Raw genomic sequence first — 16,623 nt, 5'->3', positions numbered from 1 at the left:
TCCCACACAAACCCGAATTTTCGAATCTGCCATCCTTTCTCTTATAATCCCAACAACCTCTCCAACTCATCCATTTCTTTTCCAATCTCTAGCTCCAGTTCCCGGATATTGGCCATGATTTCTGATGTTGGCGGATATTCCACCGGGGTGTATTCAATTTCTTTGTATTTATTGATACTGAGGTCATAGTTATTTTCCACAATATCTTTTTTCGGTACCATAAATGACTGGTCTGTTCGCTTCCGTTCTGCTTCTTTATCAAGATTTTTGAAACGCTCTATAATATCCGGAATGTCATTCTCTGTGACCGGAGTACGTTTATCGTCCAGACTGAATCCATCTGCTTTCATATCGTAGAACCATACCTGATCTGTTCCACCGTGTTCTGTTTTTGTAAAAATGAGGATCGCTGTGGATACTCCTGCATAGGGTTTAAATACACCGGAAGGCATGGATATTACAGCTTCCAGTCTTTGATTCTCAACGATTTCCTTACGGATGGATTTATGTGCCCGTGATGATCCGAAAAGTACACCATCTGGTACAATACAAGCGCATCTTCCTCCAATTTTCATAATCCTCAGGAACAAAGCCAGAAATAAAAGTTCTGTTTTCTTTGTCTTGCAAACTTTAAGAAGATCTCCTGAAACAGATTCTGCATCCAGGCTTCCTTTAAAAGGAGGGTTTGCCAGCACAAGAGAATACTGATCTTTATCTGCATTCTGATCAGATAAGCTATCCCGATACTCAATATAAGGATTTTCTATTCCGTGAGTCATCATATTCATAGCTCCAATACGAAGCATGGTGCGGTCCATATCGTATCCATGGAACATATGATTCATGTAATGATTTTTTTTCTGCTTATCATAAAAAATTTCTTCTTTTCTTTTTTCTTTCAGATATTCTCCTGCTGCAACCAGAAATCCGGAGGTTCCACATGACGGATCACAGATAATCTCATCACTGGACGGATCCATCATCTCAACCATCATCCGGATAATATGTCTTGGTGTACGGAACTGTCCATTCCGTCCGGACTGAGCTATTTTTGAAAGAAGATATTCATATACATCTCCTCTGACATCTGCTGTCTGGATTTCATTCATAAGTTTGTAAATTTCATCCAGAGAATCCACCACTTTGGATAAAAGGAGTGGTGTCGGAAGCTTAAATATCGCATCGTCCATATATTTGGAATATGCACTGTTTTTATCATTATGAAGATTTTTTATAAACGGAAATACCCATTCCTGCATGATCATATACATTCTGTCTGCCGGAAAATCATGGAATACGGACCATTTCAGCTGACTTCCGTCAATTGTTCTCTCACCTATTTTTACTTCTCCGGAAAAAATACTCTGAAATGGCAAGCCAAGCATTGCACTTTCTCTTGCACGCATATTATCGGAATCATCCAGATCATGAATAAACATCAGGTATGTAATCTGTTCGATTACTTCCAGTGGATTGACAAGTCCTCCTGCCGCAAATATATCCCATAAACCATCTATTTTGTTTTTTAATTCACCAGTGATCATTTTTTATCTCCCATCTATTACTCATTATTCCAGGTATATTTCGTATACCTTCCGCCGCCGATTTTTAAAATTTTTTCTGCTGTCAGTAATTCTGCCAGTGTTCTCTGTATCGTTACCACACTAATATCCGGACACTTTTCTGCGATTTCCTTTTTTGTAATTGTTCCCAGAGTGTTTTTTATAATCTCTTCTATTCGCTCCGGTTTTGATATATTCTGCGTTATCAGCAATTTTATTCTTGAAGAAAACTCTCTGTATGCTCCTACGATAACGCCAAGCATATATTTTACAAATGGTACATAATCATTCTTATTCTCATACCAGTTCTCAGAACTTTCCCTTAAACATTCATAGTATAATTCCTTTGAATTTTCTATCATTCTCTCGATACTGATATATTTTCCCACAATATAGCCGGATCTGTACAAAAGTAACAGTGTAAGTAAACGGCTCATTCTTCCATTGCCGTCATTAAACGGATGTATGCATAGGAAATCCAGAATAAACATTGGAATCAAAAGAAGCGGATCTATTTCTCCTGTTGCCATTGCCTCTTCAAATGCTCTGCATAGTTCTTCCATTGCTTCCGGTGTTTCCCATGCCGGTACTGGTTTAAACCGTATTTTTTTTATTCCCTGAGAATCTTCTTCCTCAATGACATTATCTGCAGTTTTATATTTCCCTCCAATATTGTAACTTTCAAATTTATACAAATCTCTGTGAAGCTGTAAAATAATCGCAGACTTTGGTGGGATATGGTCATGGCTTTCATGAATTGTATTCAATACATCTCTGTATCCGGCAATCTCCTGTTCATTTCTTGTTCTTGGCCTTGTTTTGTCTTTTACCAATTCCCGCAATCTAATGTCTGATGTATAAATACCTTCTATTTTATTGGAACTTTCCGTACTTTGAATCTTGGCGATTTCAACTAATTGTGTAAGAGTATCTGCTTTGGCCTCAATAAAAAGAGTTTGTTCTCCTTTAAATTCATGTATCTGTGTCAGGTAAGATACAATTTCAGGAGTCAACAGATTTTTCCACTTTTCCCGATAATCAAACTGTCTCATATATTTTTCATCACCTTCTTTATCACTCTTTTTGGATTTTATTTACTTCAAGTATATAAATCAATCTTATCATTGTCAACTTTAATTTGATCATTTTCGCAAGAATGATTAAATTGAAAGTGAAATGATAAAATTAAAAAGCCCAACAATAAATGCTTCTGCACGGATCTTCAGCATTTACTGTCGGACTTTTATCCTTTTTATTCCTTTTTGAAATATATCACAATATCACATTTTGGGGCAAAAGATTATTCTGCGTGGTCTTTCAGGTACTCTGCACGTCCCTCTTCGTAGAGGTTATTTCCCTCGCTGTCAATGATGACTACAAGCGGCATGTCTTCCACATAAAGCTTGCGGAGTGCTTCTGCTCCGAGGTCTTCGTAAGCGATAAGCTCTGCTTTTTTGATGCATTTTGCAAGAAGTGCACCTGCACCGCCGATGGCTCCGAAATATACGCCGTCATATTTTTTCATTGCATCTACGACTTCCGGAAGGCGGGCACCTTTTCCGATCATTCCTCTGGCGCCTACGGACATCATGGTCGGTGCATAGGCATCCATACGGCCGCTGGTTGTAGGGCCTGCGGAGCCGATGACTTCGCCTGGTTTTGCCGGAGTCGGACCTACATAGTAAATGGTAGCATCTGTAGGGTCAAAAGGAATCTTTTCTCCTTTTGCAAGGGCCTCGCACATTCTCTTGTGACCTGCATCACGGGACGTATAGATGGTTCCTGTCAGTAAAACCTGGTCGCCTGCATGGAGAGTTCTTGCCAGCTCTCTTGTCAGAGGCAGTGTGATCTTTCTTCTTTCCATATTAAAGCACCTCCGTTTTATGACGTGTTACATGGCAGTTGATATTAACTGCACATGGCATACCTGCGATATGAGTAGGCATAGTCTCAATGTTCAGACCGATAGCTGTGGTCTTTCCGCCAAAGCCCTGAGGTCCGATACCAAGCTTGTTGATCTTCTCCAGCATCTCTTTCTCAAGATCTGCATAGTAAGGATCCGGGTTCTCTGTATTCAGAGGACGCATCAGCGCTTTCTTTGCAAGAAGTGCACATTTGTCAAAAGTTCCTCCGATACCAACACCAACTACCATAGGAGGACATGGGTTCGGACCTGCAGTTTCTACAACCTCAAGAATGAAATCCTTGATTCCCTGAAGGCCTGCAGATGGCTTGAACATACGGATCTGGCTCATATTCTCGCTTCCGAAGCCTTTTGGTCCTACAGTTACTTTCACCTGATCTCCAGGAACGATCTCTGTATAGATCATAGCCGGTGTATTGTCACCTGTGTTTCCACGGCGTACCGGATCCTTGACAACGGATTTTCTCAGGTAACCTTTATCGTATCCGCGGCGTACACCTTCATTAATGGCATCATTTAAATCTCCGCCTGTAAAGTGGACATCCTGACCAATTTCAAGGAATACGCATGCCATTCCGGTATCCTGACAGATCGGAACATTCTCACTGTCCGCGATATCAAAATTCTCGATAATGTTATCAAGGACACCTTTTGCGATCTCGCCGTCCTCGCAGGCACGGCAGGTTTTGATAGCATCCTTCACATCTTCCGGGAGATGTTCATTGGCTTCGATACAGAGTTTTTCGATAATCTCTGTAAGTCTGTTTACTTCGATTTCTCTCATAATAGACTCCTTTCGCTTATCTCATATGTTTTTATTATCATAACATATTGTTAACGTTCGTGGCGGGCATATTTCGGCAGAAGCATAGGAGATACGTCTCCTGTATCAACTCCTGCATTTTTCAGTTCCTCTTCATATTTTCTGATATGATCCAGATTCATAGTGCCAAGCTCTACCTCTTTGCATTTGGCAGCTGCTTTTTTACCTGCATTTCGTCCGAATACAATTACATCAAGAAGAGAGTTGCCCATCAGTCGGTTTCTTCCGTGGATTCCGCCTGCTGCCTCTCCTGCAACCAAAAGGTTCGGGATTTCTTTTGTAAAGCCGTCTCCGTTGATCTCAAGTCCGCCGTTCTGATAATGAAGGGTCGGGTAGATCACGATCGGGACTTTTCTCATATCAATGCCGTAATTCATGTACATACGGAACATGGCAGGGATCCTCTTTTCGATAGTTCCCTCACCGCCCAGGATCTCGATCATCGGAGTATCCAGCCATACACCTTTTCGTCCACCTGGAACTTCCACGCCACGGCCTTCCTCACACTCACGGATAACACCGGAAGCATTTACGTCACGGGTTTCCAGCGGATGGATATAAGCTTCTCCGTTTGCATTTACAAGCTGTGCACCAACGGAACGAACCTTCTCTGTTACCAGGGCACCAAGGATCTGTGACGGATAGATCGCACCTGTTGGATGATACTGGATAGAATCCTGGTAAAGAAGGGAAGCGCCTGCTCTGTATCCAAGCACGAGTCCGTCAGCAGTTGCTCCGTAGTGATTGGAGGTCGGGAATCCCTGATAATGCATTCTTCCTGCACCACCGGTTGCAATTACAACTGTTTTTGCTCTTGCAACGGAATAGTCTCCGGTTTCCATGTTGAGAAGGACTGCACCGGCAGTCTGACCTTTTTCATCCTTCAGAAGTTCTACAGCGGATGTAAATTCCACTACCGGGATCTTAAGATTTAAGACCTCATCACGGATAGTACGCATGATCTCTGATCCGGAATAATCCTTTGCAGCATGCATTCTCTTTCTGGAGGTACCGCCGCCATGTGTAGTGACCATGGTTCCGTCTTCTGCTTTATCAAACTCAACACCAAGGTCGTTGAGCCATTTGATCGCATCCGGTGCTTCCATTACCAGTCTTTTTACAAGCTCCGGTTTTGCGGCAAAATGTCCGCCTCCAAAGCAGTCCAGATAATGCTGTACCGGGGAATCATTTTCTTTATCTGCTGCCTGGATCCCGCCTTCTGCCATCATGGTGTTGGCATCACCGATACGGAGCTTTGTAACGATCATAACGTTGGCACCTGCGTTGTGGGCCTCGATGGCACAGGAAGAGCCTGCTCCGCCACCGCCGATGATCAGTACATCTACATCATAATCGATTTTTGTAAGATCGATTTTTTCGTTGAGCAGACGGCTTTCTGAATGGAGCATTTTTGTCAGTTCCAGTGGTGCTTTCTGTCCCTTGTTCGGTCCTACCTTAATCTCTGCAAATGCATCCGGGTTATAATCCGGATGGAATTTTTTGAGAAGAGCATCTTTCTCATCTGCACTCAGACGTCTTGGCTCTGTTGCCATACGCTCCGCTCTTGTAGCCTCTACCTTTTTGATGGATTCCATCATATTTTCTGGATATGGTGCATACATGTTTTACGCCCTCCTACTTCTCGATTTCTCTGCTGTTGTAAAGTTCCTGCATCTCTGTGATCGGCTTCTGCATGATCTTCTCGATCATACCGTCAAATTTGCCCTCGTGGATCTCTTCCACACGTTTCTCCAGATGCTCGCTTTTCGGCGCAATATATTTTCCGGTGAGACGTCTTGCCAGAAGGCCTACCATCGGATGGGAAATTCCTGCCGGACATCTTACGGAACAGCAGCCGCAGCTTACACAGTCAAAGGATTCCTCTGCACATTTTTCAAGCTCACCTCTCTGCGCATATGCAATATACTGCATGACATTTAAGTCCTGTGTACAGGCCTTTGTGCAGGCATTGCATCCGATGCAGCTGTAGATCTCCGGATAAAGCTCCATCATTACCTGCTGGTTCGGCTTAAGATCTTCTATATTATAAAGTCTCTTGTCTGTAGGGAAGAACGGGATACTTGCCACATACATTCCTTCCTGCACCTGTGTCTGACAGGCGAGACAGGTTTTCAGCTCATTCTGTCCCTTGATCCTGTAGATGGTCGCGCAGGCGCCGCAGAATCCGTGTCTGCAGCCGCATCCTCTTTTTAATGTATAACCGGCATATTCCATAGCTGTCATAATGGTCAGATCACCGGGAACGCTGTATTTTTTACCGAAAAAATATACGTTTACCATATTATTTTCCATGTTGGTGTCCTTTCTTTTATCCAAATCGTACGCCATGTGGAACAGCCATCTCACACGTGCCCGTCGCAACGCTCTGCTGAACTAAGTACTAACTGCGACTAAGGAGTTCAGGAGAGCCTTCACTCCTAAGTCTTCGTAAGTACTGGATTTCAGCGCCGCTAAAACCGCTCCTAAAATGGGCATCTTAGCGAGATGGCTGTTCCACATGGCTGTGTACTGGCTATAACCAGCGCATATATTTGAAAGTTTCTTAAGGTGCAATCTATAACTTAGTACTCATTAGGTAATTCATCCACCTCATCACATCGGAATACCGGGCCGTCTTTGCAGACGTATTTGTCTCCGATGTTGCAGCGGCCGCATTTTCCGACACCGCATTTCATACGAAGCTCCAGTGTGGTATATACCTGATCTCTGGAGAAGCCCAGCTCTTCCAGTCCTGCCAGAACGAATTTGATCATGATCGGCGGGCCGCAGACCAGAGCGGTCTTATTGGTATCAAAACCAATCTCCTTCAGATAATTCGGAACAAATCCTACATGACCGTCCCAGCCTTCCTGCTCGCGGTCAATGGTAAGATATACATTTACACCTTCTGTTTTCATCCATACTTCCTGGATTTCCTTAAGCTGCACCAGATCATCTGCGGAACGGGAACCATAGAGAATATCTACTGTTCCGTAATCCTCACGGTTATCCAGCACATAATTGATCACAGAACGAAGAGGTGCCAGACCGATTCCACCTGCGATAAACAGGAGATTTTTTCCCTTTAACTTATCTTCCACCGGAAAATGATTTCCGTATGGTCCGCGGACTGCGATCTCATCTCCAACCTGAAGGCTGTGGAGATAATCGGTAAGGGATCCGCATTTTTTGATGCTGAATTCCTGATAATCCTTTACAGTCGGAGAAGAAGTAATGGAAAACATACCTTCACTGACTCCTGGTGCACAGACCATGGCACACTGTCCTGGCATATGCTCGAAAAGCTTTCCACCCTCCGGAGCTTCCACACGGAAGGTTTTTACATCCGGTGTCTCCTGACGGATATCTGTGATCACGCCAACCTTGGGGATCAGCGTATCCAGTGTATAATTTTTATGACAGGTACATTCACTCATTCTTTTCACCTCCCTGTTTTTCAAAGGCCTTGATGACTTTTACGATATTTAAAGATTCCGGACATTTCTCCACGCAGCGGCCGCAGCCAACACAGGAGAACATGCCGTCATTATTTAACGGATAATAAACAAGCTTATGCATAAATCTCTGACGGAATCTCTGCATCTGGCTGGTACGGTTGTTTCCGTGAGCCATCATGGTAAAATCAGAGTACATGCAGGAATCCCAGCAGCGGTAACGGTGAACACCGTGCCCTGTGTCGTAATCCTTAATGTCATAGCACTGACAGGTCGGACATACGAAGGTACAGGTTCCGCAGGCAAGACAAGGCTTGTACAGTTTCTCCCATACAGGAGAATTGAAACGGTCCATGTATTCTTCCTGCGCCCATCCTTCCAGTGAAAGATGTGTATATGGAAGAAGCTCGATAATGTCACGGATCGCCTTCTTTTCCCCTTCTACCTTTGTCTCATCAGCGTCTGCCAAAAGCTCCTTCACAGCTTCTGTCAGAGCATTTCCTTTTTCTGTGAGAGGCTTCCAGAAAAGTTCTCCCTCGATGATCCAGGCTGCAACATCTGCTTCCGGATCTGCGGCATCAATGCCAAATACTTTACAGAAGCAGCTTTCCTCCGGTTCATGACAGGCAAGAGCTACGATAGTTCCATGTTCTCTTCTTGCCTGGTAAAAAGTATCCACCGGATCCCCAAGAAACACCTTGTCGAGGACCTTCACGCCCTGTACATCACAGGCTCTCATTCCGAATACAACAAAATTCTGGTCTTTCAGCGCCTGAGGCTCAATGCTGATATTTTTTCCGTCCTTTTTACAGGTATAGAGATTTTCACTCTGCGGAAAGAAAGCATCCTTCGGTGATTTCACGGTTTTCAGTGTTTCAAGGGAAACTTCTGCATCCTCGCTCCATGCCTTGAAGTTCACCTGTTCACTTACCTTTACCGGTAAATATAATTCCTGGTCTGCGGCAATTTTCCGGAATAATGCCGGCAGATTTTCTACTGCGATCTTATACATACATTATCCCCTTTCTGCCACGATCCCTGGCTCTACATCCTCAAAGGTAAAGCTGGTAAGCGGACCCTTTGACTCCGCATCCTCGCCTGCCTGGTACTCACCGTAAAATTTATCAATATCCTTGATAAACTTACGGTTAAACAGATGAAGGGGAATTCCCTGCGGGCAGACTCTGCTGCACTCGCCACAGTCCGTACATCTTCCGGCTACATGGAAGGCACGGATCACATGGAACATCTTTTCCTCAAAGGAATCCACATTTGCCTTCTGGGCGCTGTCGAACTTGTTGCTGTCAAAAACGCATTTGCGGCAGCTGCAGGCCGGACATACATTACGGCAGGCATTACAGCGGATACATTTACTCAGCTCGCTCTGCCAGAATGCAAATTTTTCTTCCGGACTCATTGCCTCGATCCGCTCAACTTCTGCGAAACGGTCAGCGTCCTTTGTCTCCTTTGACTCACCAATCAGTTCATCGTAAATTTTATGCTCTTTTCCTTTACATACATGGCAGCGTTCCAGCATGGCATCTTTGTATGCACAGGTTTTTTCTCCGTAAACAGTATCCACAGTCAATGTCTCTGCATCTCCGGTAATCTCTGTTCCGGAAATTCCCCGGATACCCTTGATCCCCATTTTGCGGATCTTTTCAATATCCAGCTTTCCTTTACAGCCAACACCTACGATATAGGCTTTTTCTCTGTCTACACGATGCTCTTTCAAAAGCTGGTTAAAGCTATATGTATCGCAGGGCTTCAGACAGACCATGGTTTTTCCTTCCAGCTTGGAAGCTTCGATCATATATTTGCTTAAATTGGCACCGCAGAATCCATCATAGACAAAATCCTCCAGAGATTCCGGTGTTTCAAAATAGGCTGGTTCCGGATTAAAGGCAAGATCTCCGGCTTTCCACCCAAGAACCCGGACTACCGTGCCATCTGCAAGCAGTTCTTTTGCACGTTTTATCAGCTCCTGCATCTTATATCCTCCAATCTCACGTTTTTACCAAGTGAATGGATCTTCTCAACAAACTCATTCATAGTCTGTGAAAATTTCACGCCTTCTGCGGCAGATACCCATTCCACACGTGTTCTTCCGTTTTCCACCCCAATATAATCCAGCATTGAAAACAGAAGTGTCATACGTCTTCTTGCATAATAGTTTCCGGTACTGTAATGGCAGTCTCCCGGATGGCATCCGCACATGATCACACCATCGGCTCCTTTTTCAAAGGCACGGAGGATGAACATGGGATTGACACGGCAGGAACATGGAACACGGATGATCTTTACATCCGCCGGATAGCTTAAACGGCTGCTTCCGGCAAGGTCTGCTCCGGCGTAGCTACACCAGTTACAGCAGAATGCCACGATCTTTGGTCTGAATTCTTCCTTTGTTTCTATCGACATATTGCATCCACCTCCGCGATAATCTGTCTGTTGGAGAAGCCCTGAAGGTCCATGGCTCCTGACGGGCAGGCTACTGTGCAGGCACCGCAGCCCTGGCAAAGTGCTGTATTGACAACCGCAACTCTTCTTGTCTCACGGATACCGTGATCGTTGACCTGTTTCTCCTCATAGGAAATCGCTCCGTAAGGACATACATTTGCACAGGTAGAGCATCCGTTACAGAGAAGCTCGTCGGATTTTGCCGTACATGGATTGGTTGTCAGCTTGTCCTTTGCAAGAAGTCCTATGGCCTTAACAGCCGCAGCTCCTGCCTGGGCAACTGTCTCCGGGATATCCTTTGGTCCCTGGCATACACCGGAAAGGAAAATTCCTGCTGTCGGTGATTCTACAGGACGAAGCTTTGCATGAGCTTCTGTAAGGAAATTGTTGGTGTCAATACTTGCAGTAAGCATGGTAGCGATCTTACGTACATCCGGATTTGGCTCAATGGCTGTTGCAAGAACTACCATATCTGCTTTCTTGAAGATCTGCTTATTATCAAGAAGATCCGAGCCCTGAACAAGAAGTGTTCCATCCGGCTGCGGAATTACTTTTCCTACCTGACCTTTGATGTAGTTTACGTTATACTGCTCAACTGCTCTTCTGTAAAACTCATCGAAGTTTTTACCAGGTGTACGGACATCAATATAAAATACCGTCACATTGGTATCCGGATATTTATCACGGATCAGCATGGCATGCTTAGCTGTGTACATACAGCAGATCTTGGAACAGTATGGCTTTCCACGGTCATCGGAGCAACGGCTTCCAACACACTGGATAAATACGATCTCCTTCGGTGCTTTTCCATCGGAAAGACGCTCAAGATGTCCTTTTGTAGGTCCTGCAGCATTCATGATACGCTCCAGCTCCAGAGATGTGATCACATCCTTGCTCTGGCTGTATGCGTATTCATCATATTTGTCAAGCTTGATGGTATCAAATCCGGTTGCCACCACGATTGCTCCGTATTTCTGTGTTACGATCTCATCCTGCTGGTCGTAATCAATGGCTCCTGCCTGACATACTTTGGAGCAGACACCACATTTGCCTGTCTTAAATTTCAGGCAATGCTCTCTGTCGATCACAGGAACATTTGGAATCGCCTGTGCAAACGGAGTATAAATAGCTGACCGGTTGTTCAGCCCTCTGTTGAACTCATTTGGAATCTTTTTGGAAGGACATTTTTCCTGGCAGACTCCACAGCCTGTACATTTGTCCATGTTGACACTTCGCGCTTTTTTGCGGATATCAACAGTAAAATCTCCTACAAAACCTGCAACTTTTTCTACTTCACTGTATGTATAGATATTGATCTTTTCGTGAGCTGCAGCCTCTACCATTTTTGGAGTAAGGATACATGCGGAGCAATCCAGAGTAGGGAAGGTTTTGTCAAGCTGTGACATTCTTCCGCCGATACTTGGTGTTTTTTCCACAATATCAACTTCATAGCCTGCATCGGCAATATCAAGAGCCGTCTGGATTCCGGCGATACCGCCTCCGATGATCAGGGCTCTCTTTGTAACCTGGCTTTCTCCCGGCTGAAGAGGAGCATTTAAATTGACTTTTGCTACTGCTGCTCTTGCAAGGATCACGGCCTTCTCCGTAGCCTCCTGCATATCCTTGTGGATCCAGGAACAGTGCTCACGGATATTTGCGATCTCCACCATATATGGATTCAGGCCGGCCTTTTCCGCTGCTTTACGGAAAGTTGCCTCATGCATACGCGGAGAACAGGAACAGACAACCACTCCTGTGAGATTTTTTTCACGGATGGCTTCCTGGATCCTGGACTGTCCTGCTTCAGAACACATATACTGATAATCTTCTGCATGGACAACTCCTGGCTCTTTTGCAATGATCTCCACAACCTTTTTCACGTCTACCGTAGCGGCAATATTACTTCCGCAATGACAGACAAATACACCGATTCTCTGCACTTTCTCACCTCCTGTATCTTCTGAACGCACTTACAAGCAGCTGCTGAGGAAGCTCCGGATCAAGAAGCTCCGGAATTTCATTTGGTGAAAGATAGTCTCCGCCTTTTTCCCGAACAACCAGCTGTCTTGCCCCGTCAATGATCTTTCCGGGTTTTACGTCTCGCGGACAGCGCTCCACACAGGCAAAACAGGAAAGACATTTCCACAGGGATGCTGAATTTACAAGTGCTTCGATATTTTCATTGATCACGTAGGACACAAACTGATGAGGCTTGATATCCATCTCGTCAAAGGATGGGCAGGTAGCAGAGCATTTGCCACACTTCATACATTTCAGAGGATTGGTCCCGCTGATCTCCTTTATTTTTTCCGCAGCAGAATGGTTATCTCTCATTTTGCCACCTCCTCTTTGACGCCAAGGGCTTCTGCCAGAAGCTCTGTAAAATAGTAAACCGGCATTTTATTTCCGGAATTTTTATTCAGATTGTATTTGCAGAGCGGACAGGCAGTGATCAGCATATCTGCGCCAAAGCCTGCTGCGCTTTCTTCAATCTTTTCACACATATTCTGTGACATTTCTTTTTCTTTCAGGGATATATATCCTCCACAGCATTCATTTCTGTAAGGATAGATCACAGGCTCAGCGCCAAGGGCACGGATAAAATCCTCCATGATCCTTGGATTTTCCGGATCATCAAATGCCATGATCTTTCCAGGTCTCAGAAGCAGACATCCGTAATAGGCTCCGATCTTCTTTCCGGTAAAAGGATTTACTACTTTTTCTTTCAGTTTATCAAAACCGACTCTGTCCCGGAGAACCTCCAGATAATGGAGAACGGTTGTCTCTCCTTCATAGGGAGCTTCCAACTGCATATAATTGTTGGCTCTGGTCCGGATATCTTCCACATTTTTCATATCATCATTGACACGCTTGATCACATGATGACAGGCTGAACAGATCGTCACCAGATCCTGGCCTTTTTCTTTTGCCTGGTTTAACGCACGGACGGAAGAAAGCTTTGTGGCGATCTCGTCTGTGCCAAGCGGATAAACACCACCACAACACTGCCAGTCCTCGATCTCCTCAAGCTCAAACCCAAGGGCTGTGGCACTGGCTCTGGCATACTCATCCAGATCTTTGGCCTTTGTTCTCAGGGTGCAACCCGGATAATAACTGTACTTCATACCTTTCATTATCCTTTCTTAGTCTAAAATCTGACGTTTATAGTAGATATTCTTGTTCATATATTGTCTTTTTTTTAACGATACATGAATAAAAAAATGAAATCTCAACTAACACTTATTTGAGTTTTTTTATCAATTTGCACCCAAATAAAAGAGAAAAACACTCTTCCTCCGCAATTAAGAAGTGTATTAGCTCGATTTCCGAAATCATCATATCACGTTATTTCTGTTTCGACAAGACTTTTTCAATATTTTTTGTGTTTTTTTTAACGTACTTTTGAAAAACCTTATCATTTACTATCCTGCTTCCATAATAATTTTCATTTTCAGACATAAAAAAAGCTCCGGATCTCTCCGAGGCTTTTTTGCTCATATCAGTAAATAATAATCGGATAACCTGCATCAATAGTGTTATAAATCAGTGCTGCCTGATCCTTAGGCAGATTGATGCAGCCGTGGCTTCCGTTAGTTTTATAACGGTTCCCGCCAAAGGATGACTGCCAGGACGCATCATGAAGTCCCTGTCCGTAGACAAAAGGCATCCAGTAATTAACCTTTACATCGTAACCATATTCATTGCTGGTAAGGTTAAAGGGACTCGCCTTGTAGGCGATCGGCCATGCACCACGATATGTTTCACGCCCCTTCACCGGCTTACCGCTGACAATATCTGTTTCCGTCACAAGGCATCCGTCCTTATACAGCCACAAATGCTGTGCATCCAGACTGACCTCTATGTAACTGCCTGCCAGATCGTCTGTTCCGTTTCTCTGGTATCCTTTTTTGCTGTAAACAGGCTCTCTTGTTACAGCAGTACCACTTTTCAGGTCTTCCAGAAGCTGAGCATACTCTCCGTCCTGATCGATCCGGTATCCGTACTCATTTCCCTCAATAGTCACATCCGTTCCCGCAGATGTATGAAAGATGCGGGGAACATAAATGGTATTGTATTTGTTGGCGAGCTCACTGATGTAGGCTTTAATGGCTTCTTCATCTAAAGTCAGCGTCTCCCCCTCAGCCTTCAGCCAGGATGTGATCGTATCGGAATCCAGAACAGCCATTTCACTTCCGAATGTATAAGTTACTGTACTGCTGCGGTATTTCTTCAGCTGGCTGTTCAGATCTGTAATCTTATTTTTCATATCCTCTGTTACAGTGACCGTCGGGCTTACATACACATGCTTGTTGATCGGTACTGTGATGGTATCCCCAAGCATAGCCGTATCAAATGCTGCGTTCAGATTTGTGTCCACGGTAGTCTCCAGCTTATCCGGATCGATCTCCGTCCCCTGTACCTGTTTCACAAGGGTGAATTCTTTTTTCTCCTTATCGTACTGAATGGCTGCATCAACAGAAGCTTTTCTTTCTTCCGTACCGAAATTTGAAAGATCAAGAGCCTGCTTTTCCTGCTCCTCATCTTCCTCGATCTGACATTCCGGTTCTATATTTTCTTCCTTTGGAAAAAGCTTCCGGCTCTCTTCCCGCTGTTTCTGAATTTCTGTAAGCTTACTCAGAAGGGCTTCTTCATTGAGACTGTAGCCCAGCTCTTTCAAAGTTGTACTGTAAACTTCCTGATCATTTTCCTGAAAGGATACCGGACGATCTGCAAATTCCGCAGTGATCTTTTCTTCTGCCTGCTTTGCATCCAGTCCGGAAACATCCACTCCCCATATGGAAATCTTCCGTCCCAGCGTATTGTGATCTGCCAAGTATGTATAGACAAATAACCCTGCCACTGCCAGGATCGTTACGCCAATGCAGATTCCAAGTATGATCTTCAGTGTCTTTTTACTGATGGTTGATCTTTTCTCCATACCCTTATCCCTCGAGTCTTATGTAATATATGTTATGTTGTCACACTGGCTGTTATTATAATACAATAAATCCCATTTTCTGTAAAAATGACTTATCCCGGATCCTTCTGATCCGGTAAAAAAAGACAGACTGACGCCTCTGCGAAAATCTGTCTTTCTCATACGTTTCTTTATCTGTTTCTGGCAACAGTATTTCTCTCAGGATCTTCTGCTTCTTATTCCGGCATTACGATCTTGCCTGCAACGGCACAGGCTGCTGCTGTTTTCGGAGATGCCAGATAGATCTGAACCTTGGAAGTTCCCATACGTCCCAGGAAATTACGATTGTTGGTTGCCACGACCTTTTCACCGTCTGTCAGGATTCCGCCGGTCCTTCCGCAGCAAAGTCCGCAGCCCGGATGTGTAATGATAGCCCCTGCTTCCGCAAGAGTATCCAGAATGCCAAGCTCAATAGCCTGACGGTAAATTTTGCGGCTGGCAGGAGTCACGACCAGCTTTACAAAGTCTGCAACCTTTTTGCCCTTCAGCACCTCTGCTGCCGCCATAAGATCCTCCAGACGTCCGTTGGTACAGGAACCGATGAATACCTGGTCGATGGTCTCACCCTGAAGCTCACTGACATCACGGATCTTGTCCACCTGAGACGGACATGCCATTACCGGCACAAAATCCTCTGCTTTATAACTTATGGTCTTCATGTAGACAGCATCCTCATCTCCCACAAGACTCTTCTGATAATCATCAAGCTCTACGTTGCAGTAAGCAGCTGTCTTCTCATCCGGTGTGAAAAGTGCACATTTCGCACCGGCCTCAATTGCCATATTCGCCATAGTCATACGGCTTGCCACAGACATATTTTCAATGGTGCTTCCGCAAAATTCCAGAGCACGGTAAGTAGCTCCATCTGCACGAAGGTCACCGATCAGGCGGAGGATGATATCCTTGGACATGACATTCTCCGGAAGTTCTCCATCGATCACAACCTTTATGGTTTCCGGAACCTTGATCCACATGGTTCCTGTTCCCAGGATGCTGGCCATCTCTGTGTAACCGATGCCGGAAGAAAACGCACCGACACATCCATAAGTCGTGGTATGGCTGTCTGTGCCAAATACAATATTACCGGGTTTAACATAACCTGCCTCAGTCATAAGCTGATGACAGATACCGTCACTTCTGTGTACGTTTTTCATGCCATATTTAGCTGCAAAAGCATCTCCCACATGGAAATGTCTGGTATCATCCTGCTGACTTGCCGGTACAAGATGGTCATAGATCAGAACAACCTTGTCCGGATCCCACAGCTTCTGAAAGCCCATCTCCTCAAATTTTTCCGCTACAAACGGAATAAAGATATCATGGATCATCACTCTGTCCACATTGACCGTCACGATATCGCCAGGCTTTACTGCTTTGCCTGTGTTATGTCTGATAATTTTCTCAATGATCGTCTCACCCAT

At 44.6% G+C, this 16,623-nt stretch carries 15 protein-coding genes; all 15 read right to left on the bottom strand.

Annotated features, from left to right (window positions below; translation table 11 throughout):
• Positions 1–41: 41 nt before the first annotated feature.
• Positions 42–1,544 (bottom strand): class I SAM-dependent DNA methyltransferase, encoded by a 1,503-nt coding sequence (locus LKD46_RS03310; protein WP_227573795.1) that lies wholly within the window; start codon positions 1,542–1,544, stop codon positions 42–44.
• Between the two features lie 17 nt (positions 1,545–1,561).
• Positions 1,562–2,614: a Fic family protein gene (locus LKD46_RS03305; protein ID WP_110102142.1), complete on the bottom strand. Its 1,053-nt coding sequence runs from the start codon at positions 2,612–2,614 to the stop codon at positions 1,562–1,564.
• 248 nt (positions 2,615–2,862) lie between these two features.
• Positions 2,863–3,426, bottom strand: coding sequence for a Fe-S-containing hydro-lyase (locus LKD46_RS03300; RefSeq protein WP_022426051.1), 564 nt, complete (start codon positions 3,424–3,426; stop codon positions 2,863–2,865).
• Position 3,427: 1 nt separating this feature from the next.
• Entirely contained in the window at positions 3,428–4,270 is an 843-nt protein-coding gene (locus LKD46_RS03295; protein WP_015524694.1) for a fumarate hydratase, read from the bottom strand.
• A 50-nt stretch (positions 4,271–4,320) separates the two neighbouring features.
• Positions 4,321–5,931, bottom strand: coding sequence for an FAD-dependent oxidoreductase (locus tag LKD46_RS03290; protein ID WP_022426050.1), 1,611 nt, complete (start codon positions 5,929–5,931; stop codon positions 4,321–4,323).
• 13 nt (positions 5,932–5,944) lie between these two features.
• Entirely contained in the window at positions 5,945–6,658 is a 714-nt protein-coding gene (locus LKD46_RS03285; protein ID WP_330409178.1) for a 2Fe-2S iron-sulfur cluster-binding protein, read from the bottom strand.
• A gap of 233 nt (positions 6,659–6,891) precedes the next feature.
• Positions 6,892–7,746, bottom strand: a complete 855-nt coding sequence (locus LKD46_RS03280) for an FAD/NAD(P)-binding protein (protein ID WP_015524689.1) — start codon at positions 7,744–7,746, stop codon at positions 6,892–6,894.
• A complete protein-coding gene (locus LKD46_RS03275; protein ID WP_110102140.1) occupies positions 7,739–8,776 on the bottom strand; it encodes a 4Fe-4S dicluster domain-containing protein in 1,038 nt (345 codons plus the stop codon). Before LKD46_RS03275 ends, LKD46_RS03280 begins: the two co-directional genes overlap by 8 nt.
• 3 nt (positions 8,777–8,779) lie before the next feature.
• A complete protein-coding gene (locus tag LKD46_RS03270; protein ID WP_118368379.1) occupies positions 8,780–9,754 on the bottom strand; it encodes a 4Fe-4S dicluster domain-containing protein in 975 nt (324 codons plus the stop codon).
• A complete protein-coding gene (locus LKD46_RS03265) occupies positions 9,742–10,185 on the bottom strand; it encodes a hydrogenase iron-sulfur subunit (protein ID WP_015524686.1) in 444 nt (147 codons plus the stop codon). Before LKD46_RS03265 ends, LKD46_RS03270 begins: the two co-directional genes overlap by 13 nt.
• On the bottom strand, positions 10,176–12,164 hold the full coding sequence (locus LKD46_RS03260; protein WP_059085575.1) for a CoB--CoM heterodisulfide reductase iron-sulfur subunit A family protein: 1,989 nt from the start codon (positions 12,162–12,164) through the stop codon (positions 10,176–10,178). The genes LKD46_RS03265 and LKD46_RS03260 overlap by 10 nt, the downstream gene beginning before the upstream one ends.
• A 4-nt stretch (positions 12,165–12,168) precedes the next feature.
• Complete coding sequence (locus LKD46_RS03255) at positions 12,169–12,558, bottom strand: 4Fe-4S dicluster domain-containing protein (RefSeq protein ID WP_015524685.1); 390 nt, start codon at positions 12,556–12,558, stop codon at positions 12,169–12,171.
• The gene (locus tag LKD46_RS03250) at positions 12,555–13,349 is read right to left on the bottom strand and encodes a CoB--CoM heterodisulfide reductase iron-sulfur subunit B family protein (protein WP_022426047.1); all 795 of its coding nucleotides are present in this window, start codon (positions 13,347–13,349) and stop codon (positions 12,555–12,557) included. The genes LKD46_RS03255 and LKD46_RS03250 overlap by 4 nt, the downstream gene beginning before the upstream one ends.
• Positions 13,350–13,723: 374 nt before the next feature.
• Positions 13,724–15,163 (bottom strand): L,D-transpeptidase family protein, encoded by a 1,440-nt coding sequence (locus LKD46_RS03245; protein ID WP_110102136.1) that lies wholly within the window; start codon positions 15,161–15,163, stop codon positions 13,724–13,726.
• 215 nt (positions 15,164–15,378) lie between these two features.
• Positions 15,379–16,623: a 3-isopropylmalate dehydratase large subunit gene (locus tag LKD46_RS03240; RefSeq protein WP_110102134.1), complete on the bottom strand. Its 1,245-nt coding sequence runs from the start codon at positions 16,621–16,623 to the stop codon at positions 15,379–15,381.

This window comes from Blautia fusiformis (assembly GCF_020686995.1).
GTDB classification, from domain to species: domain Bacteria; phylum Bacillota; class Clostridia; order Lachnospirales; family Lachnospiraceae; genus Blautia_A; species Blautia_A fusiformis.
The sequence above is the reverse complement of the archived record's forward strand: the minus strand, read 5'-3'. Positions and strand labels throughout refer to the sequence as shown.